Origin of the sequence: Corallincola spongiicola (assembly GCF_004284785.1) — a bacterium.
Taxonomy (GTDB): Bacteria; Pseudomonadota; Gammaproteobacteria; order Enterobacterales; family Neiellaceae; genus Corallincola; species Corallincola holothuriorum.
This window is the reverse complement of record NZ_SHLY01000001.1, coordinates 411,415-429,981: the sequence shown is the minus strand read 5'-3', so window position 1 is coordinate 429,981 and position 18,567 is coordinate 411,415. Positions and strand designations below refer to the sequence as shown.

Annotated in this window: 17 protein-coding genes; 9 read left to right on the top strand and 8 right to left on the bottom strand. The window is 46.2% G+C overall.

Annotation, left to right across the window (positions count from 1 at the left end; genetic code table 11):
* The first annotated feature begins 18 nt into the window (after positions 1 to 18).
* Entirely contained in the window at positions 19 to 1,134 is a 1,116-nt protein-coding gene (locus EXY25_RS01860; protein ID WP_130565517.1) for a pyridoxal-phosphate-dependent aminotransferase family protein, read from the top strand.
* 47 nt (positions 1,135 to 1,181) lie between these two features.
* Here the strand turns inward: EXY25_RS01860 and EXY25_RS01855 are convergent, their stop codons facing one another.
* Positions 1,182 to 1,574 (bottom strand): DUF6559 family protein, encoded by a 393-nt coding sequence (locus EXY25_RS01855; RefSeq protein ID WP_114336741.1) that lies wholly within the window; start codon positions 1,572 to 1,574, stop codon positions 1,182 to 1,184.
* A gap of 183 nt (positions 1,575 to 1,757) precedes the next feature.
* Here EXY25_RS01855 and EXY25_RS01850 point away from each other — a divergent pair, with 183 nt between their 5' ends.
* From EXY25_RS01850 to EXY25_RS01840, 3 genes are all read left to right on the top strand, one after another.
* The gene (locus tag EXY25_RS01850) at positions 1,758 to 2,930 is read left to right on the top strand and encodes a GGDEF domain-containing protein (RefSeq protein ID WP_130565516.1); all 1,173 of its coding nucleotides are present in this window, start codon (positions 1,758 to 1,760) and stop codon (positions 2,928 to 2,930) included.
* Between the two features lie 52 nt (positions 2,931 to 2,982).
* The gene (gene xthA / locus EXY25_RS01845; protein WP_130565515.1) at positions 2,983 to 3,792 is read left to right on the top strand and encodes an exodeoxyribonuclease III; all 810 of its coding nucleotides are present in this window, start codon (positions 2,983 to 2,985) and stop codon (positions 3,790 to 3,792) included.
* 245 nt (positions 3,793 to 4,037) lie between these two features.
* Positions 4,038 to 4,682, top strand: coding sequence for a Bax inhibitor-1 family protein (locus EXY25_RS01840; protein ID WP_130565514.1), 645 nt, complete (start codon positions 4,038 to 4,040; stop codon positions 4,680 to 4,682).
* Positions 4,683 to 4,748: 66 nt separating this feature from the next.
* Here the strand turns inward: EXY25_RS01840 and EXY25_RS01835 are convergent, their stop codons facing one another.
* On the bottom strand, positions 4,749 to 5,243 hold the full coding sequence (locus EXY25_RS01835; RefSeq protein WP_114336745.1) for a glycine cleavage system transcriptional repressor: 495 nt from the start codon (positions 5,241 to 5,243) through the stop codon (positions 4,749 to 4,751).
* A gap of 268 nt (positions 5,244 to 5,511) precedes the next feature.
* Positions 5,512 to 7,077: a DUF3360 family protein gene (locus EXY25_RS01830; RefSeq protein WP_130565513.1), complete on the bottom strand. Its 1,566-nt coding sequence runs from the start codon at positions 7,075 to 7,077 to the stop codon at positions 5,512 to 5,514.
* A 728-nt stretch (positions 7,078 to 7,805) separates the two neighbouring features.
* Here EXY25_RS01830 and pflB point away from each other — a divergent pair.
* Together pflB and pflA are read left to right on the top strand one after the other, a co-directional pair.
* On the top strand, positions 7,806 to 10,091 hold the full coding sequence (gene pflB, locus EXY25_RS01825; RefSeq protein WP_114336747.1) for a formate C-acetyltransferase: 2,286 nt from the start codon (positions 7,806 to 7,808) through the stop codon (positions 10,089 to 10,091).
* 73 nt (positions 10,092 to 10,164) lie between these two features.
* The gene (gene pflA, locus EXY25_RS01820; protein ID WP_114336748.1) at positions 10,165 to 10,908 is read left to right on the top strand and encodes a pyruvate formate lyase 1-activating protein; all 744 of its coding nucleotides are present in this window, start codon (positions 10,165 to 10,167) and stop codon (positions 10,906 to 10,908) included.
* A gap of 307 nt (positions 10,909 to 11,215) precedes the next feature.
* Here the strand turns inward: pflA and yfbV are convergent, their stop codons facing one another.
* Positions 11,216 to 11,659, bottom strand: coding sequence for a terminus macrodomain insulation protein YfbV (yfbV, locus tag EXY25_RS01815; RefSeq protein WP_158537941.1), 444 nt, complete (start codon positions 11,657 to 11,659; stop codon positions 11,216 to 11,218).
* Between the two features lie 311 nt (positions 11,660 to 11,970).
* Here yfbV and EXY25_RS01810 point away from each other — a divergent pair, with 311 nt between their 5' ends.
* Entirely contained in the window at positions 11,971 to 13,167 is a 1,197-nt protein-coding gene (locus EXY25_RS01810; RefSeq protein WP_114336750.1) for an acetate kinase, read from the top strand.
* A 62-nt stretch (positions 13,168 to 13,229) separates the two neighbouring features.
* Complete coding sequence (gene pta, locus EXY25_RS01805) at positions 13,230 to 15,383, top strand: phosphate acetyltransferase (RefSeq protein WP_114336751.1); 2,154 nt, start codon at positions 13,230 to 13,232, stop codon at positions 15,381 to 15,383.
* Between the two features lie 276 nt (positions 15,384 to 15,659).
* Here pta and EXY25_RS01800 read toward each other — a convergent pair whose 3' ends face one another.
* Genes EXY25_RS01800 through EXY25_RS01785 form a run of 4 tightly spaced genes read right to left on the bottom strand, consistent with a single transcriptional unit; the run spans position 15,660 to position 17,905 of the window.
* A complete protein-coding gene (locus EXY25_RS01800) occupies positions 15,660 to 16,064 on the bottom strand; it encodes a CBS domain-containing protein (RefSeq protein ID WP_114336752.1) in 405 nt (134 codons plus the stop codon).
* Complete coding sequence (locus EXY25_RS01795; RefSeq protein WP_114336753.1) at positions 16,061 to 16,411, bottom strand: P-II family nitrogen regulator; 351 nt, start codon at positions 16,409 to 16,411, stop codon at positions 16,061 to 16,063. Before EXY25_RS01795 ends, EXY25_RS01800 begins: the two co-directional genes overlap by 4 nt.
* 1 nt (position 16,412) lies before the next feature.
* On the bottom strand, positions 16,413 to 17,210 hold the full coding sequence (locus EXY25_RS01790) for a DUF1538 domain-containing protein (RefSeq protein WP_130565512.1): 798 nt from the start codon (positions 17,208 to 17,210) through the stop codon (positions 16,413 to 16,415).
* On the bottom strand, positions 17,207 to 17,905 hold the full coding sequence (locus EXY25_RS01785) for a DUF1538 domain-containing protein (RefSeq protein ID WP_114336755.1): 699 nt from the start codon (positions 17,903 to 17,905) through the stop codon (positions 17,207 to 17,209). Before EXY25_RS01785 ends, EXY25_RS01790 begins: the two co-directional genes overlap by 4 nt.
* 206 nt (positions 17,906 to 18,111) lie before the next feature.
* On the opposite strand from EXY25_RS01785, the gene EXY25_RS01780 reads away from it, so the two are divergent.
* Positions 18,112 to 18,549: a hypothetical protein gene (locus EXY25_RS01780; RefSeq protein WP_114336756.1), complete on the top strand. Its 438-nt coding sequence runs from the start codon at positions 18,112 to 18,114 to the stop codon at positions 18,547 to 18,549.
* The last annotated feature ends 18 nt before the right edge of the window (positions 18,550 to 18,567 follow it).

Below are 18,567 nucleotides of genomic sequence, written 5' to 3'. Positions count from 1 at the left end.
TAAGAAAGAGAACTCACCATGAACCCTAACAGCTTTCAGCCACCAAGACGCACCTTAATGGGCCCTGGCCCATCCGATATATCAGACCGAGTATTAAGCGCCCTGTCACGCCCAACCATAGGTCATTTGGACCCTCTATTTATCGGCATGATGGATGAAGTTAAAGCGCTACTTCAATATGCGTTCCAAACAAAGAACGAGATGACCCTGGCCATTTCAGCACCGGGCTCTGCAGGTATGGAAGCCTGTTTCGTGAATCTTTTGCAACCTGGTGACAAAGTTATCGTTTGCCGCAACGGCGTATTCGGCAGCAGGATGGTTGAAAACGTCCAACGCTGCGGCGGCACCGCAGTGACAGTCGATGATCCATGGGGGCGTGCAATCACCCCTGAAAAGCTCGAAGAGGCATTGCTAAAGCACCCTGACAGCAAATTTGTCGCATTCGTTCATGCAGAAACGTCAACTGGGGCTAAATCAGATGCGAAAACGCTCTGTGCTATCGCCAAAGCTCATAACTGCTTAACTATTGTTGATGCTGTTACATCGCTCGGCGGTATCGAATTAAAAGTCGACGAATGGGGCATCGATGCTATCTATTCAGGCAGTCAGAAGTGTCTTTCTTGCGTGCCAGGCCTCTCCCCTGTCAGCTTCAGCCCTGCCGCGGTTGAACATATTAAGCAGCGCACCCACAAGGTTCAAAGCTGGTTTTTAGATCAGTCTCTGGTTATGGATTACTGGGCTGGTGAAGGAAAACGGTCGTACCATCATACTGCCCCCGTCAATGCGCTTTATGGGCTCCATGAGGCACTTGTACTATTGCATAACGAAGGGTTAGAAAAAGCGTGGGCCAGACACCAGCATATGCACCAACAATTGCACGAGGGGTTGGCGTTGCTCGACATCGATTTTATCGTTCCCAAGGAAGAGCGACTGCCGCAACTCAATGCTGTGCATATCCCAAATAATGCTAACGATGCAGAGGTTAGAAATAGACTGCTGGCGGAATACAACCTTGAGATTGGTGCTGGGCTCGGAGAATTAGCAGGAAAAGCATGGCGTATCGGATTAATGGGTTATGGTGCGCGGCGAGAAAACATCACATTACTACTTGGCGCGCTTAGAGAAATTCTATGACGCTACAGAAACAAACAAGCGCCTCTATGGCGCTTGTTGTTAAACAATTATCGACGACGAGAAGGCCAAGGAAAACGCCAACTGTCCCAAAGGATCCCTTGAGGACCAGATTGGTTCGCGTACTGATAAAGGTACTGTGTTGTTAATACTTGTTCAGGTTCTAAATTCAATTTTTCACGGATCTTACTGCGCACCCGTTGGTAGCTGAGAGATAGCCTTTGACTGCGCGCCCATGCATTAAAATCACTTTCGGATAAGAAAATAGCATAAGCTTGTTCTGCTGCACGCTCGCCAAGTAAACCACAACGATCTAATCCAATATTTACTTCATCAATCGTATAGCTGTTTCTGTCACCATAACAAGCGCGAAGATATGGGGAAACAAGAGTGATAACTTTTATGAGTTGTTTCCGGGTCGAGAACAAACTAAAAAAGGACATAAATCAGTTATCTCCGTGACTGAGGAGGCCGCATCATACCAAAAACGTGACACAGTTCAAATATTTTGCGTTCTTAGTTTTGACCTATTCGCTTTTTAGAGTGCGGTGTTGCCATTTACCGGCAAGGGTTTAGCATGCAAGAAAAGCGCAGATAATGAGATGCGGCCGGAGACTCGATCTTAAATGGTAACAATAAAGCTACTTCCGAGTGACGTTAAGCAGCGAGCTTTGACCGAACGCTTTTTGCTATCAGCATCAGCCTACATACTTTGTGTATCACTCGCGTGGATGTCTTCCGCTTTTGGCTTGGCTGAAATTAACTCCTCCATTCTTATCTGGTCTACGGCCATCATCTCCGCTTACATCATCACGCTGTTTGTAATCTATCGTTCAGGTCTCAACACCTTGATCGAAGATTCCGTCTTAACCCGCTTACAAATGCTTGCAGCAATCGGCTGGAGTAGCTTTTTTATTAGCCAAACCCAAGAGTTACGCGGCGCGTTCCTGATGGTGTATCTGTTTATTACCATGTTTAGTTTTTTCACCTTAAACAGGGCACAAACCATCATCATGTCGTTTTTTATCTCCGCCTCATACGGTTGGGTGATCCTATACGATTGGGTAACGCAAACACCAAATTTTAACCCTCATGCCAATTTGTTGCAGTGGACAATATTGACTGCCGTATTGATATGGCTTTGTGCCATCGCCGGGTATATGACTCACGTCAGAGATAAGGTTCGTCGCTCTTCACTACAAATTAAACAGCAAAACAGTCAGATACAGGAAACTAACGAAGAGTTAGCCTTAGCTCTATCACGCGTAGAAGAGCTAGCGAGCACCGATGAACTAACCGGATTGGGTAATCGTAGGTATTTACGAAAGGAAGCTACCAAGCTCGCTTCGAAACAATACCAGGAGAACAAGGCATTCGCCGTTTGTTTGTTGGATGTCGACCATTTTAAGCGGATTAACGATACCTACGGCCATCAAAAGGGCGACGAGTTGTTACGAGAGATCGCTGAAGTCATGAGAAATCAGCTGCCAGAAGCGGCAACTCTCGCTCGTTTTGGGGGCGAAGAGTTTGTACTTCTGTTGCCGGAGGCAACAATGGAATCCACTAAAGCGGTTTGTGAAAAGCTACTTAAGCAGATAACGTCACACCATTTTGTCGCTATCAATGGCTCGCAAGAGATAAGTTTATCGATCGGAGCAACGCTCTTTTGTAGTGGCGACAATATGGATAAAGCACTCCGCCGCGCAGACCAATCTATGTACCAAGCCAAGGCCAACGGTCGCAACCAGTGCGCATACGATTTCTCATTAGACGCAAGTATTGTAAATATATCCAATTAGTAAGTTAGAATTTTAATGCCCGTTGTCATTCATTTAGAAAGTAAGAGATAACATGAAAATCGTCAGTTTTAATATCAATGGCCTTAGAGCACGCCTTCATCAGTTGGAAGCGCTAATAGACAAACATCAACCGGATGTCATTGGGTTACAAGAGACCAAAGTGCATGACGAAGTATTTCCATTAGCAGCTGTAGAAGCTCTCGGTTACCACGTAGAGTTTTATGGCCAGAAAGCCCATTACGGCGTCGCCATGTTAAGTAAACAAAAGCCTATTTCCGTCGAAAAAGGATTTCCTAATGACAGTGAAGATGCGCAAAAACGGATGATTAAAGCGACATTTGAACTCGAAGACGGTTCGCTACTGCATGTTATGAACGGCTACTTCCCCCAAGGCGAAAGTCGCGATCACCCAGTAAAGTTCCCATATAAAGAGAAGTTCTATCAAGATCTACAAACCTATTTAGAAGACACCCACACTCCCGATGACAAACTGATTGTCATGGGTGATATCAACATCTCCCCCACCGATTTAGATATAGGCATCGGAGATAACAACGCGAAGCGCTGGCTAAAAACGGGGAAATGCAGTTTCCTACCGGAAGAACGAGAATGGTTAACAAAACTACAGGGTTGGGGATTTACCGATACTTTTAGATACCTAAGCCCTGAGGTCACAGAGAAATACAGCTGGTTTGACTATCGCTCCCGCGGTTTCGACGACAATAGAGGGCTACGTATCGACGTTATACTAGCAACAGCGCCGTTGGTTGATTGCCTAGTCGAATCTGATATCGATTATCAACTCAGGGGAATTGAAAAGCCGTCCGATCACGCGCCGATTTGGAGTTCATTCAAATTTTAACGGAACGATTAGCGACGATCGATGCAACACTTATAAGTTGTCCAGCCCGTAACAAGACTGGATAACTACTTGGGAACATTTTTCATCATCTTGTAAGTAAAGCGATGAAGTTACATTTGCTTCAGTCTAACTATGGCCGAACAGGGAACCTCAGGTTAAGATAGTGGTCTTAATCAGCTGTAAAACAAGATTACAACCAAAGGTTGCGGCGGTGGCCTCAGCCAACAGGGAAATAAGGAAAAGCTATGAGCGTGGTTTCAACAGCGTCACAAGGCGTTATTCAGGAACAGAACAAAGTATTAAAAAATACCTTTTTCATGGTGGGATTACAGTTCGCTACTGCAGCCGCCGTAGGTGTAGCTGCCACCCTACTCGCTTTGCCACCTGTGCATTGGATCATCTTCCTAGCCGGGTTTTATGGCCTTTCATTCATGGTTGAGAAAAACCGTTACAACATGACCGGTTTCTTCTGCGCACTCGCGGCTGCAGGCTTGTTGGGATACGCCAGTGGTCCAATCATCAGTATGTATTTAGCAGTGAAGCCTGACGCCGTATTTATGGCGTTAGCGATGACCGGCCTATCTATGTTTGGTTTATCTCTCTACGCCACCACGACGAAGAAAGACCTTAGCCTGCTCGGCGGCGCAATGAGTATCGCATTTTGGGTATTATTGGGCGGTGTCGTCTTAAATATCTTTATGGGTAGCAGCTTAATCAGCCTGATGATTTCCGGCGGTATCGCCATATTCTCTGGTCTAGCCATCATGATGACAATCCAAGCTATCATCCGCGGTGGTGAAACAAGCTATGTATCAGCCTCACTGACAATCTTTGTCGGTATCTACAACATATTCATGTTCTTCTTGCGTTTCTTTGGATCTGACGATTAAGCGAGAGAATGACTTAAATAAAAGCCCGGTCAAATGGCCGGGCTTTTTGCTATTGAAGGCGATGTTCTAATTCAGATTAACGACGGCATCACCATCTAAAGACTCAAGCTTTGCCGCTATAGTGTTCGGTTCGACATCCTGCGGCAATCTGAGCTTCATTTGTGCGGTAAATATATTAGAGCCCAGCTCCACCACACCTACGCGGTGGCTTTCCATATGTTCAACCTTCACTCCCTCTTCGGTCAGTAAATGAGTAATTTCACTCACCAATCCAGGGCGATCACTGGAGTCGTAACTCACATTGACCGTAGCGCCAACTTCAGCGTCCTTAATCGGGCTGAAAAGCACATTAAATCCTTCAAGTGCAGCAAACTCCCCTTTCATCTGCGTTTCATTCTCTGCAGGGATATCTATTTTAATTAATCCCGCAAACTGTCCGCCTAGATGATTAGTTTTGCTATCTAACCAGCGCCCCCCCAAACTATGCGTCTTCTCCGCCATGAGTTTCAACATACCCTGATGCTCAGGACCAACAATGCTAACCATGAACTGCACACTCATGAGATTACCCTCCGTTTAGGGGTTGATTTGTAGCGCACCTAAACCTAATAAAATAGCAGAGCCTACATACGCAACAGGAAAAATACTTACGTCATAAGTGTAACACTTGATCGCACATTTCACTGGTTAGCTACGGCTTAAAATCAAACAGTTAGTTTCTGAATCTGCGTACGATCATGAATAGTTACAGTTTGCGGCACTAAATATAAAAAAAGCCGCTTATCACAGATAAGCGGCTTCGAAACTATTGTATATTAACTAGTTACAGCTATAGCAATGCTGGTATACCAAACTTACCTTCCAGCATACCAACAGCCAACATCGCTGCGGCACAAACAATCAATACCACGGTAGGAATGACAAGACGATCCAACTTGCTCAGTCTCTTCGGACGCTCTTTATCACCAATCAAGCCGTTATTATCAAGCAGCATGGTCAGTGCCCAAGCTAAAACTGGATTAGTAACCATCGCAGCAAAAATACAGATACCAGCAGACTGAGAGTCTTTCGCATCTTTAATCATCTGCATGCCAGCTTCCAACAGAGGCAAGGCAACACCAACCAACAAAGCGATACGCATCACTGGTGGCCAAACTGCAGCATCCATCGGGTAGCCCACGATAGCAATAACCATAACCAGAGCACCAAGAAGAATCGCACCGCCAGGGATTGGGCGCTTAGCAATTGCAGCAGGGATCATATAAGTACCCCAACTAGACGTGATATTACCGCCACCAACCGCTGTACCGACCATTTGACGAACTGAACACATGGTCATGGTGTCATCTACATCCATCAATACTTTTTCGGTCTTCTTCGGATAGTTCAGTTCTTGGAAAATACGGTGCCCAAGGAAGTCTGGTGACCACATAGCAACGGCCAAGATAGCGAACGGTAATGATGCAATAAAGTGCTGCATATTGGGCAAGCCCAACATCCAACCCTCTTCAGTAGAACCCCACCAATACACAGGGTTGAGGTTAGGTAAACCAGGTTGCGTAGTGAAGTTAAGGTCAAAACTGGCGCCTGATAGCATCGCTACGACAAAACCAGTGACAGCACACAACGGAATAGCGAGCCAGCGCTTACCTAATTTAGCGAGAACCGCATAAACAACGACAGTAATAGCCAAAACAATTAAGGCAATATATCCCATATCACCAGCAGCAACGCCTTCAGCTTCATTACTCAAGCCATTCGCCCAAGAAATCAGAGAGTCTATTTGGCTGATGGAGCCAGTAAAGCCGAGGAACACCAACAAGCCACCGGCGACACCTTCACTGGTTAAATTAACTAATCGGGAGCCCCCCTTTACCGCACTCAAAATCAAGCCGAATACGCCGATTAAGATAGCCAGAGCTAATGGATGTGCACCGGCCATAGCAATCATAAAGATCATTGGGATCATGGGGCCATGATTACCCGCTAAGTTTGCTCTGGGATTGATGAAACCCGACGCCAGAATACAAAACAAGAAAGCAGGGATAATCATCTCTACACGTGCCACTTCAATGGCAAACTCAACCCCAAGGTCAATATGTTCCCATTTATCAGAGAGACCCGCGGCCCAAGCCATCATCACTGCTGAATACATTGCAATAATGCCGATAGTACCAGCGATCGCAGGTACTAAATCTTCCAGTTCAAATCGGAAGTCACGTCCAGGTAAATTCAAACCATAGCGTCGAGGCTTCATGATCTGAAGTTCATGGTCTAAATAGTCGGCACGAGTATCAAACTCCCGACTAGGGCGATGCAGTTCGCGATAGCTGCGCTCTTCTGTGGTGTCAGCGTTAGCCGGATTCACCGGATCAATATCTTGATGGTTACCCATAGCGACGTTGGCTTCCTCTAAATGATTAAAAACAAAACAGTGTCAGTGCTCGATGGACGAATCTAAATAAGATAGCCGAATGGCCAGAAATAGCAGTGTCGCCAGCAAGCATACAGATCATGGAAAGGAGTGTAGTTTTTTTTCAACTTTTTTAGTTGATGTTGATCATAATTAGCTAACTGTCTGTAACAAATAAATAAGCAGAATCAACCCTCTGAATTAGCGCTGCAATGTGGCTAGAAGCCGGCGCCTTGACAGGTTTAAACCCCATAACTGCTGGGGTTTTAGATGGTTCCCTATCTCACCAGTAATCAGCAAAACAAGTACAAACAGATAACATATTAATTTAATGTTATATTTTCAATTGGTTAACAAACACTCTGACAATTTCTGTAATAAAATTACAAAAAATAAAAATAACTGATCCAGATCAATTATTACGGCCTACCTACTGGTAAGATGACAGCGTGAATTTTGGTTTATCCACCCATTTCTTTGATACTGAAGTAAGTGGTATGTAATTGCCTTACAACGTATGAAATAAGCATTTCATCGGTGACGAAACGACATTGCACCAATGGTTACAATGTGTCGCCTAGAGCGCAAAAAAATCATATAAACTGAGGCAAACAAGCTATCCTTTTAGCAGGTGCGCAAGCCCGAGCAGACATTGGCACCAGCTTCAAATGTAGTCTTAATTTATGTCACGTGTGACAAGGGGAAACGTAATGCCAGAGTCAAAATCAGTTAACGCCTGGGACGGTTTTACAGCAGGTGATTGGCAAACAGAAGTTAACGTTCGCGACTTCATCCAAAAGAACTACACGCCATATGAAGGTGATGAGAGCTTCCTTGCCGGTGCCACCGAAGCCACAACTCAGTTGTGGAATACCGTCATGGAAGGTATCAAGCAAGAAAACACAACCCACGCACCTGTCGATTTCGATACCGACAACCCAGCAACCATTACTTCTCACGACGCCGGGTATATCCATAAAGACTTAGAAACCATCGTTGGTTTGCAGACTGATAAGCCGCTGAAGCGTGCGATCATCTGTAACGGTGGTATTCGCATGGTTGAGACATCTTGCAAAGTCTACGGCCGCGAACTCGACCCTATGGTCAACAAAGTTTTCAGTGAATATCGTAAAACCCACAACCAGGGTGTATTCGATGTTTACACAGCAGATATCCGTAACTGTCGTAAATCAGGTGTTATCACCGGCTTACCTGACGCCTATGGTCGTGGCCGTATTATTGGTGACTACCGTCGCGTTGCCCTCTATGGCATCGACGCGCTGATGAAAGACAAGGTTAAACAACATATCAGCCTTGAAGAAGATATGTACTCTGCCCCTGACGGCGCAAACCTTGAAAAATCGATTCGTCTGCGCGAAGAGATTAGCGAACAACATCGTGCCTTAGGCCAGATGAAAGAGATGGCCGCTAAGTACGGTTGTGACATCAGCAAGCCTGCACAAACAGCACAAGAAGCGATCCAATGGACATACTTCGGCTACCTCGCTGCAGTTAAGAGCCAAAACGGCGCCGCTATGAGCTTAGGCCGAGTCTCTACGTTCCTCGACATCTACATTGAACGTGACATCGCGGCTGGTAAGCTTACTGAAGAACAAGCTCAGGAAATGATTGACCATTTCGTAATGAAACTGCGTATGGTTCGTTTCCTTCGTACCCCTGAGTACGACGATCTGTTCTCTGGTGATCCTATCTGGGCAACGGAATCAATTGGTGGTATGGGCCTTGACGGTCGTCCCTTGGTTGCTAAAACCAGCTTCCGCTTCTTGAATACGCTATACACCATGGGCCCAAGCCCAGAGCCAAACACCACTGTACTTTGGTCAGAGCAATTACCAGAAAACTTTAAAAAGTACTGTGCAAAAGTATCTATCGACACCTCATCTATTCAGTACGAAAACGATGATTTGATGCGTACAGACTTTGATTATGATGACTATGCGATCGCATGCTGTGTAAGCCCAATGCGTATCGGTAAAGATATGCAGTTCTTTGGTGCCCGAGCCAACTTGGCCAAGACCTTACTGTACGCAATCAACGGTGGTATGGACGAGAAGCTGAAGATCCAGATTGGTCCTAAAGAAGCACCAATTACAGATGAGTTCCTCGACTACGACGTTGTGATGGAGCGCCTGGATCACTTCATGGATTGGTTGGCCAAGCAATATGTTGGTGCGTTGAACTGCATCCACTATATGCACGACAAGTACAGCTATGAAGCCGCGCTGATGGCACTGCATGATCGTGACGTTCGTCGTACAATGGCATGTGGTATCGCAGGCCTTTCGATCACTGCTGATTCCCTTGCTGCAATCAAGTACGCAAAAGTTAAGCCTGTACGTGACGAAGATGGTATCGCCACAGATTTCGAAACTGTTGGTGATTTCCCTAAATTTGGTAACAACGACACTCGTGTAGACGAAATTGCTTGTGATTTGGTTGAGCGCTTCATGAAGAAAATTCAGAAGTTGTCCACTTATCGCGATGCTGTACCTACTCAGTCAGTTCTCACCATTACTTCTAACGTTGTTTATGGTAAGAAAACGGGTAACACGCCAGATGGCCGCGCTGCCGGTGCTCCTTTTGCTCCGGGTGCTAACCCAATGCATGGTCGCGATGAAAAAGGTGCCGTGGCATCACTGACATCAGTTGCTAAACTGCCATTTGCTTATGCAAAAGATGGCATCAGCTACACTTTCTCTATCGTGCCTAACGCGTTGGGTAAAGATGATGACACCCGTAAGCAGAACTTGGCAGGTTTGATGGATGGTTACTTCCACCATGAATCAGCTATCGAAGGTGGTCAGCATCTGAACGTTAATGTCATGAACCGCGAAATGTTACTTGATGCGATGGAAAACCCTGAGAAGTATCCTCAGTTAACTATCCGTGTCTCTGGTTATGCAGTACGTTTCAACTCTCTGACCAAAGAGCAGCAGCAAGACGTTATTACCCGGACATTCACCGCAACGCTGTAAGTTGCTAGAAATTAGGGTATAAAAGTAAGGCCTTGCGTATTCGGTACTCAAGGCCTTTTTTTATGGAGATATCATGGCAGCAATAAAAGGTAGAGTTCACTCCACTGAATCCTGCGGCACCGTGGACGGCCCTGGCATTCGTTACATCGTATTTATGCAAGGCTGTTTGATGCGCTGTAAGTATTGCCATAACCGCGATACATGGGATCTAGACGGTGGACGAGAAGTCACCGTTGAAGAGTTGATGTCAGAGATGCAGAGTTATCGTCACTTTATGAATGCCAGTGGTGGTGGCGTAACGGCATCGGGAGGCGAGGCAATTTTACAGGCAGCCTTCGTTAAAGAGCTATTCAAAGCCTGCCAAGCCGAGGGGATCCACACCTGTCTCGACACCAATGGCTTCGTTCGTGTCTATAACGACGATATTCATGAGCTAATCGACGTCTCTGATTTGGTGATGTTGGACATTAAGCAAATTGATGATGCCAAGCATATTGACCTAACAAAAGTGAGCAACAAAAGAACACTGCAATTTGCTCAATACTTGGCAGACAAGAACCAACCTGTTTGGCTACGTTATGTGGTCGTCGGTGGTTATACAGACGATATTGAGTCAGCACATGCCCTTGGTAATTTTATCAAGGAGATGAAAAATATTGAAAAAGTAGAACTACTTCCCTATCACGAGTTGGGCAAACACAAGTGGGAAGCCATGGGTGAAAAATATGACCTTGATGGTGTCAAGCCACCAAGTAAAGAAACAATGGAAGCAATAAAAGATGTGATCGCTAGCTATGGCCATCACGTGATGTATTAGTTATTGCTGATATTACTTGGCCTAGCGAGTTAAAAGATCTCGGCGGTAGGAGTTAGTCACTGCCGCCACCTTTCACAGCAGGCTCGTTCTCCTTTTTATCATCACAATAGTCAACTCTATTTAGAGAGCAATTATGGCGCGCGCTCGTTGGTATAACGTCGATATCAGGCCAACGCAGTTTATTCATGTTCATGGCAGATGGCACTGCGAATGAAGGAGCAATAAGCTTTATTACCACCTGTAAAACAGCCAAATAAAACTCGTTGAATGGAACACGATTCTGAACTGAAACGTGTGATGGCCTTGGCTAGAAAATACGCTGCAGCCTTGAAGATTCTAACTGCTTGAACGCTTGGTTTAGCAAAGCGCCCATATCCAAAAACTGCGGTTGTGATTTTACTGGAGATATCTGACACCCTTCAGCATTCATCCGAGCGTGGATATCTCGATACCATCCACTTAATGAGGGCGGTAAAGGTTGAGTAGCGCGATGCCCAAGCCAGAGTAAGCCTTGAAACGGAATCGACATAAGCAGTAGGCTCACAGCAATCATCTGAGCAAAAAACAAACCATCGACCAACAGATATTGCAAAGCAGGTAACATCACCGCAAAGCCGGGCAGCCAACGAGTCGCCCAGCGAGTAAACTGTATTACCCGAATCTCAGGGAAATGACGATACAGTTCAGGTCGGATAGGCCAAATGTTCATGTAGCGTTGCCCTTGCTGCAGTAACTCTGTTAGTTGCGACACCACGTACCCCTGCTTAAAACTTGATTCACATCTATGAGTGTACCTCATGTGACAACATTTTCGCCAAAACTATCCCATAACCCAGGTCCGGCGTTGCCGATTGATCATATAGTGCTAAAAATTGACCTAAGTTAAGGCGAGCACAGGGATTTTTTGTAATTTTATTACATTAGATATATATTTGCTCGCGCCTACACTCCATCATCAGCAGAGCGCACCGAACAATGCTTTTTGTTCTATTCTTATGTGACTTTAACTGATGAACGGGTGTTTCATCCCCCAAACAACTTGACTCAGGCTAAACGACTATTATGAGTGCCAACTTAGTTCTTGTTCTTAATTGCGGTAGTTCGTCTCTCAAGTTCGCCATTATTGATGCAGATAACGGCGACGAAATTCTTTCCGGCTTAGCCGAATGCCTCCACCTTCCCGAATCTCGCATTAAGTGGAAACTCAAAGGTGAGAAGGATGAAGCAAAATTAGGTGCTGGCTCAGCCCACAGAGAAGCGCTTGATTTCATAGTTGCATTAATTAATAAGCAACCTGGTCTAGCTGAATCGCTCGTAGCAATCGGTCATCGCGTGGTTCATGGCGGCGAACGTTTCACCAGTTCAATCGTTATTGATGACACTGTTATAGAGGGAATCGAAGCCTGTGCCACACTTGCTCCTCTGCACAACCCGGCGCACCTAATCGGTATTCGTGCAGCTCAAGCTGCGTTTCCTGCGCTTAAGCAAGTAGCCGTATTCGATACCGCATTCCATCAAACCATGCCTGAGCAGGCTTACCTTTACGCCCTGCCCTATAAAATGTACCGTCAACACAGTATTCGACGTTACGGCATGCATGGCACCAGCCATTATTTCGTTAGCCAAGAAGCCGCTAAGATGCTTGGCAAACCGATAGCTGAAACGAATGTTATCGTTGCTCACCTAGGTAATGGTGGTTCTGTTTGTGCGGTAAAAGGTGGCAAAAGTGTAGACACCAGCATGGGTCTGACACCTCTTGAAGGGCTTGTCATGGGTACCCGTTCAGGCGATATTGATCCGGCTATCATTTTCCATTTGGTTGACAACGTTGGCTACACCCTCACAGAAGTAAACAACATGCTGCACAAGCAAAGCGGCTTGTTAGGATTAACCGAAGTCACCAGCGACTGTCGTTATGTTGAAGATGGCCTCGAGAGCGGCAAGCCGGAAGCGATCCGTGCTCATGAGGTATTTATTTATCGATTAGCTAAATACATCGCCAGTTATGCAGCTGCGCTGCCTAGCATTGATGCTGTCGTATTTACTGGTGGTATCGGCGAAAACGCAGCAGCGATCAGAAAAGATACCTTAGAGCTGCTACCTGTGTTTGGCTTTGAAGTTGATGACGACGCAAACATGAATTGCCGCTTTGGCAAAGCAGGTGAAATCACCTCTGCTGAGAGTCGTGTTAAAGCATTGGTTATTCCAACCAACGAAGAGCTTGTCATCGCCAGAGACAGTGTTCGTTTGGCTAAGTAGTACTAAGCGGCCCGAGTCATTTACTCGGGCTTATCTTACTCAAGTACAAAAGGAAGTTCATAGTGTCACGCACTATAATGCTTATTCCCATCGGTGGCGGCGTCGGTCTCACAACCATCAGCTTAGGTATGGTTCGCGCATTAGAACGCCAAGGTGCCCGTGTCGGTTTTTACAAGCCAGTTGCACAGCTCAGGCTTGGTGATAAAGGCCCTGAACGTTCAACCGCGATTATTAATAATGCGACCAGCCTGACACCAGCTGAGCCATTGCGCATGCACTACGCAGAATCATTGATCAGTAGTGACCAACGCGATGTCTTACTCGAAGAGGTCGTCGCCCGCTATCAACAGTTCTGCGGCAATGACGATACCGTGGTAGTCGAAGGTTTAGTGCCCACTCGCCGCTCACCCTGGGCAAATCGCGCAAATATCGATATCGCCAAAGCGCTGGACGCAGAAGTTGTATTCGTTGCGACCCCAGGAGTTGATGATGCAGGGCAGCTGCGAGAGCGCGTAGAAATCGCCCACAACAATATGGGCGGAGACAAGAACACCCAACTATTGGGAGTTATCGTCAACAAGGTCGGCGCACCAGTGGACGATCAAGGACGTACCCGCCCTGACCTTAGTGAAATATTTGAAGGTAGCGAAGCCCATAGTAATGCATCCGTCGATGCTATTATCAAAGCGTTTAAGCATTCGAAAGTTTCACTATTAGGCTGTATTCCATGGACATACGATCTAATTGCACCACGAGTTAAAGACCTCGCTGACCACCTGAACGCCGAAGTCATTAACGAAGGGGAATTAGCCGGTCGCCGCCTGCGTAGCGTGACATTTTGTGCCCGCAGCGTGCCCAATATGATCAGCCACTTTAAACCTGGTAGCTTGCTCGTGACATCAGCGGATCGCCCAGATGTCATCGTCTCAGCTTGCCTAGCAGCAATGAATGGCGTCGAGATTGGTGCATTATTGCTGACTGGCGGCTTCCAGCCTGATGCAAGCTTAATGGAGCTGTGTAAACCCGCGATGGTTGGTGGACTGCCTGTTATCTTGGTGGATACCAACACGTGGCAAACATCACTCAACCTGCAAGCATTTAATCTTGAAGTGCCAACTGACGACCCCCAACGGATCGAACAGGTGCAGGATTACACAGCCAGCCACATTGACGAAGGCTGGATCCATCAGATAGTGGCAGGTACAGATCGTAAGCGGAAACTCTCACCTCCGGCATTCCGTTATAAGCTGACAGAGTTAGCGCGCCAGGCGAATAAACGGATTGTGCTGCCAGAAGGCACAGAGCCAAGAACCATTAAAGCTGCAGCTATGTGCGCAGAACGTGGTATCGCACGTTGCGTCCTCTTGGGTAATCCCGATGAAGTCGCTCGTATCGCTAGTCAACAAGGGGTAACCCTTGGCGAAGGCGTAGAGATTATCGACCCGCTCGCAGTACGTGAAAAATACATCGCACCGATGGTTGAAATGCGTAAGCATAAAGGGCTGACCGAAGTCGTTGCCGACGAGCAACTAGAAGATGAAGTCGTGCTAGGCACGATGATGCTAGCGCAAAATGAAGTCGACGGCTTGGTTTCTGGTGCTGTTCACACCACAGCACACACCATCAGGCCACCACTGCAACTTATCAAAACGGCGCCAGGTTGCAGTTTGGTATCATCGATCTTCTTTATGTTGTTACCTGACCAAGTTCTGGTTTACGGCGATTGCGCGATTAACCCAGATCCTACTGCAGAACAATTGGCTGATATCGCTATCCAATCGGCAGACTCAGCAACAGCATTTGGCATTGAACCCAAAGTTGCCATGATCAGCTACAGCACGGGTACTAGCGGCACAGGTACAGATGTAGACAAGGTTCGCTTGGCAACCGAAATTGCCAAACAGAAGCGTCCAGAACTGATTATTGATGGCCCACTGCAGTACGATGCTGCTGTCATGGAAAATGTAGCGAAGAAGAAAGCGCCTAACAGCCCTGTCGCTGGTCAAGCGACTGTCTTCATCTTTCCAGATCTGAATACTGGCAACACAACCTATAAAGCCGTTCAACGTTCAGCAGACTTAATCAGTATTGGCCCCATGCTGCAAGGCATGCGCAAGCCTGTTAATGATTTATCTCGCGGTGCGTTAGTGGAAGATATTGTCTATACAATCGCTTTAACAGCGATCCAATCCAGACAGTTGGATAACGTAAGCTAAAGTCGCCAATTCAGACCATAAAAGTAAAAAAAAAGGAGCTTAGCTCCTTTTTTTTTACTTGACATTTATTCGCGGGGATATTGAGAATTTGATTGTTCACTCTTCGATCAATAATTTTTATTGCATAAAAACAACAAGATAACGCCAACCACTTAATTCATCAACAAAGTTATCCACAAAATCTGTGGATAGTAATACGCACCATAAAACGTCTAACTAAGAAATTTGGTTAGTTGCAACTGTTTTCTTAATAGAGATTACATAAAAGTAAGACTATTAAGAGCCATTAAGCGCAAAACCTTTAATAACAATGTTGTTGTAACTGACGACACCTAACACCCGCCCTTCATCGATCACCGGAGCACGATGGATCCCAAAGCTATCGAACAAGCGAGCACAATACCTGACATCCATGCCTGAGCTAACAGACACTACAGGCTTAGCCATGATCTCATACAGATTGACCCTCGCAGGCGATTTGTCTTTCGCAATAACCTGCTTTGCAATATCGGAAAGCAGTACCATGCCAAATTCGTCATGTTCATCTCGTTTATCAATAATTAGTGCTTCAAGCCCCTTATCACCAATTAACTGCAGCGCTGCTTCGACCGTGATCAAGCCATCCACTAATTCAAATTTGTCGACCATTACTTGTTTCACCGGTACTCGCCGAATAGTCATAGTGTTTCCTCCACCTGTTTCTTAAGTGCAGCAACCTGATGGGCAACGCCAACGGCATCTTCTACGTCTAACTGGATTGCGATCCCTGCCCCTTTAGTTGCGTCAAATCGTCCTAGTTCAGAGATCTTTTCTAATACTTTTCTGGAAAGATGCTCTTCAACGAGAAAGAGTAAAACATCGCGCTGGGTTTCAAGATCAAGCCCAAAAAATGTCTTATGCTTGCTTAACCCTTCGCCTCTCGCATTATTTATCACCGTCGCGCCCGTCGCCCCCGCGACCCTAGCAGCTTCCATGATAGATTCAGTTAATCCGTCTTCGACAAAAGCAATGATCAGTTTGAAATGCATGTTAATTTTGCTCCTGTTTTTTTGGCGAACCTTTGCGGTGTTCCTGCCATTCAGAAAGCTGCGCATACGCCATTACAGTAATAATGGGAAATAGGCTGGCAAAAGCGATCAGACCAAAGCCATCGATCAACGGATTACGTCCTGGTACTGTTTCAGCCAATCCCAACCCTAACGCGGCCACTAGCGGTACCGTTACGGTTGAAGTAGTGACGCCACCGGAATCGTAAGCCAATGGAATAATCAACTTAGGCGCCACGAAGGTCTGGATCACTACCACGACGTACCCTGCCAAAATATAGAAGTGCAGAGGGTCGCCCACCACAATACGGTAACTTCCCAAGCTAATGCCGATAGCCACCCCTAACGCAACGGCAACCCTTAACCCCCAAACACCAATCGCGCCGCCAGAAACCTCGTGGGCTTTAATCGCCACCGCGATTAAGCTAGGCTCGGCAATTGTCGTGCTAAAGCCAATTGCCGCAGCGAAGATATAAATCCAGTAGTAATCTTTCCAATCAACGTGAAGGTCTAACTCGTGGGCGTGAGTGTAGATAAACTCTGGACGCGTTAACTGCTTTGCCATTAACTCGCCAAGCGGAAATAGCGCTTTTTCTAACCCAACCAAAAACAAGCTTAAGCCAATAATCACGTAAACAAAGCCAAGCATCACACGCTTAGTTCGTGGGATGGGCCGTCGTAACAGCACCAATTGAAAAACCAAGATGATGGTAATGATAGGCAACACATCAAGCATCGTATTAGCCGTGCTATAGAGTAGTTCTAGTAACAAGCCACTCATATCAACATCCCGTATATCATCACAAATATCATCGGTGTCAGCGACGCGAACGCAATCAAACCAAAACCATCCAGCATGGGATTACGCCCTTTAATCACACTGGATAGCCCGACACCTAATGCGGTCACCAAAGGGACAGTAATCGTTGATGTGGTGACGCCGCCAGAGTCATAGGCGATCCCAATAATCTCTCTCGGCGCAAAAACCGTCGTGATCAGCACCAAGATATAACCACCGGTGATCATCAAATGGATCGGCCACCCCCTAAGGATCCGCAATACACCTATCACAATCGCGACGCCTACAGACAAAGCAACCGTGAGCCTAAGGCCATCGGCATAAGACTCCATCGCTTCCTCGGTGCGAGCAATCATGTCGCCTTCAGCCGCAACCTCCGCCGCTTCATCGGCCACGGCAATCAGCGCGGGTTCAGCAACGGTGGTACCAAAACCTAAACAAAACGCGAATGCTAAAAGCAGCCAGACATTACCCTTCTGCGCAAAGGCATGGGCGAGATTTTCCCCCAGAGGGAAAAGACCAATTTCCAAGCCGCGAATAAAGAACGCCAGTCCAGCCACAACTAGCAGCAAACCTATAAGAATTTCGGAGAAATTAGGTAACGGTTGTTGCAGCACAACCAATTGGAAAAAAGCGACAACGATGACAATTGGAAGCAGATCGCGAACCCGCCCCATCAAGGAAGAAAGTAGATTACTTAGCAGTTCCTTCAAAAGCCACCTAGATAATCAGATAAACTTGTTGAATTAATAATGGGTTAGTTATCTGCTTAACGAAATACGATTATTCAGTTATGTGATGCATAGCGTAATCATTGGTATGTTTTGACCTATGAAAATGATTTATGCACTATAGACTGTGAAAAAAATTAAATGTGATGAAAATGAAAGCACGTCGTATTAACGCTCTTATCTCTTTGCTGTGTGCCTTTTTACTGCTAACTGGCTGTGAGGAGAAAGTCAGTACGCCTGAACAGGCGGCTATTGATTTCTTTGCTGCTATCTACATTCGCGCTGACGTAAACGAGGCTACCAAATACTGCATGCCGGAGTTGGCCGAGCTGTTAGTTCATTATCGCTCAGCACATTCCGTCAAACGCCATGTGGTTGGGCTGTCAATGAATGACGTTGAACTAACACTTAGCGACACGGATGCCGATTTTTTCCGTAAAGTAGCTACCCAAGCACAAGTAACCGTGCACTTTAAAGGAAAAATAGACGGTGGTGTTCGAGAGGATGAGCGCACAGTCATTGTTGTTAAGAAAGGTCTTGAATGGTACGTAGAATCAATCAAGCCAGATATATTCATGACCAATGGCTAACGTAATTAACGCTAGCCA

Excerpts from the sequence above, each read along its gene's own strand:
- pflB (WP_114336747.1), top strand. The coding sequence starts at position 7,806 with ATGCCAGAGTCAAAATCAGTTAACGCCTGGGACGGTTTTACAGCAGGT.
- EXY25_RS01780 (WP_114336756.1), top strand. The coding sequence starts at position 18,112 with ATGAAAGCACGTCGTATTAACGCTCTTATCTCTTTGCTGTGTGCCTTT.
- EXY25_RS01795 (WP_114336753.1), bottom strand. The coding sequence starts at position 16,411 with ATGCATTTCAAACTGATCATTGCTTTTGTCGAAGACGGATTAACTGAA.
- EXY25_RS01790 (WP_130565512.1), bottom strand. The coding sequence starts at position 17,210 with ATGAGTGGCTTGTTACTAGAACTACTCTATAGCACGGCTAATACGATG.
- EXY25_RS01855 (WP_114336741.1), bottom strand. The coding sequence starts at position 1,574 with ATGTCCTTTTTTAGTTTGTTCTCGACCCGGAAACAACTCATAAAAGTT.
- EXY25_RS01830 (WP_130565513.1), bottom strand. The coding sequence starts at position 7,077 with ATGGGTAACCATCAAGATATTGATCCGGTGAATCCGGCTAACGCTGAC.
- EXY25_RS01860 (WP_130565517.1), top strand. The coding sequence starts at position 19 with ATGAACCCTAACAGCTTTCAGCCACCAAGACGCACCTTAATGGGCCCT.
- EXY25_RS01835 (WP_114336745.1), bottom strand. The coding sequence starts at position 5,243 with ATGAGTGTGCAGTTCATGGTTAGCATTGTTGGTCCTGAGCATCAGGGT.
- pflA (WP_114336748.1), top strand. The coding sequence starts at position 10,165 with ATGGCAGCAATAAAAGGTAGAGTTCACTCCACTGAATCCTGCGGCACC.
- xthA (WP_130565515.1), top strand. The coding sequence starts at position 2,983 with ATGAAAATCGTCAGTTTTAATATCAATGGCCTTAGAGCACGCCTTCAT.
- EXY25_RS01800 (WP_114336752.1), bottom strand. The coding sequence starts at position 16,064 with ATGACTATTCGGCGAGTACCGGTGAAACAAGTAATGGTCGACAAATTT.
- EXY25_RS01840 (WP_130565514.1), top strand. The coding sequence starts at position 4,038 with ATGAGCGTGGTTTCAACAGCGTCACAAGGCGTTATTCAGGAACAGAAC.
- EXY25_RS01785 (WP_114336755.1), bottom strand. The coding sequence starts at position 17,905 with ATGGGGCGGGTTCGCGATCTGCTTCCAATTGTCATCGTTGTCGCTTTT.
- EXY25_RS01810 (WP_114336750.1), top strand. The coding sequence starts at position 11,971 with ATGAGTGCCAACTTAGTTCTTGTTCTTAATTGCGGTAGTTCGTCTCTC.
- EXY25_RS01850 (WP_130565516.1), top strand. The coding sequence starts at position 1,758 with ATGGTAACAATAAAGCTACTTCCGAGTGACGTTAAGCAGCGAGCTTTG.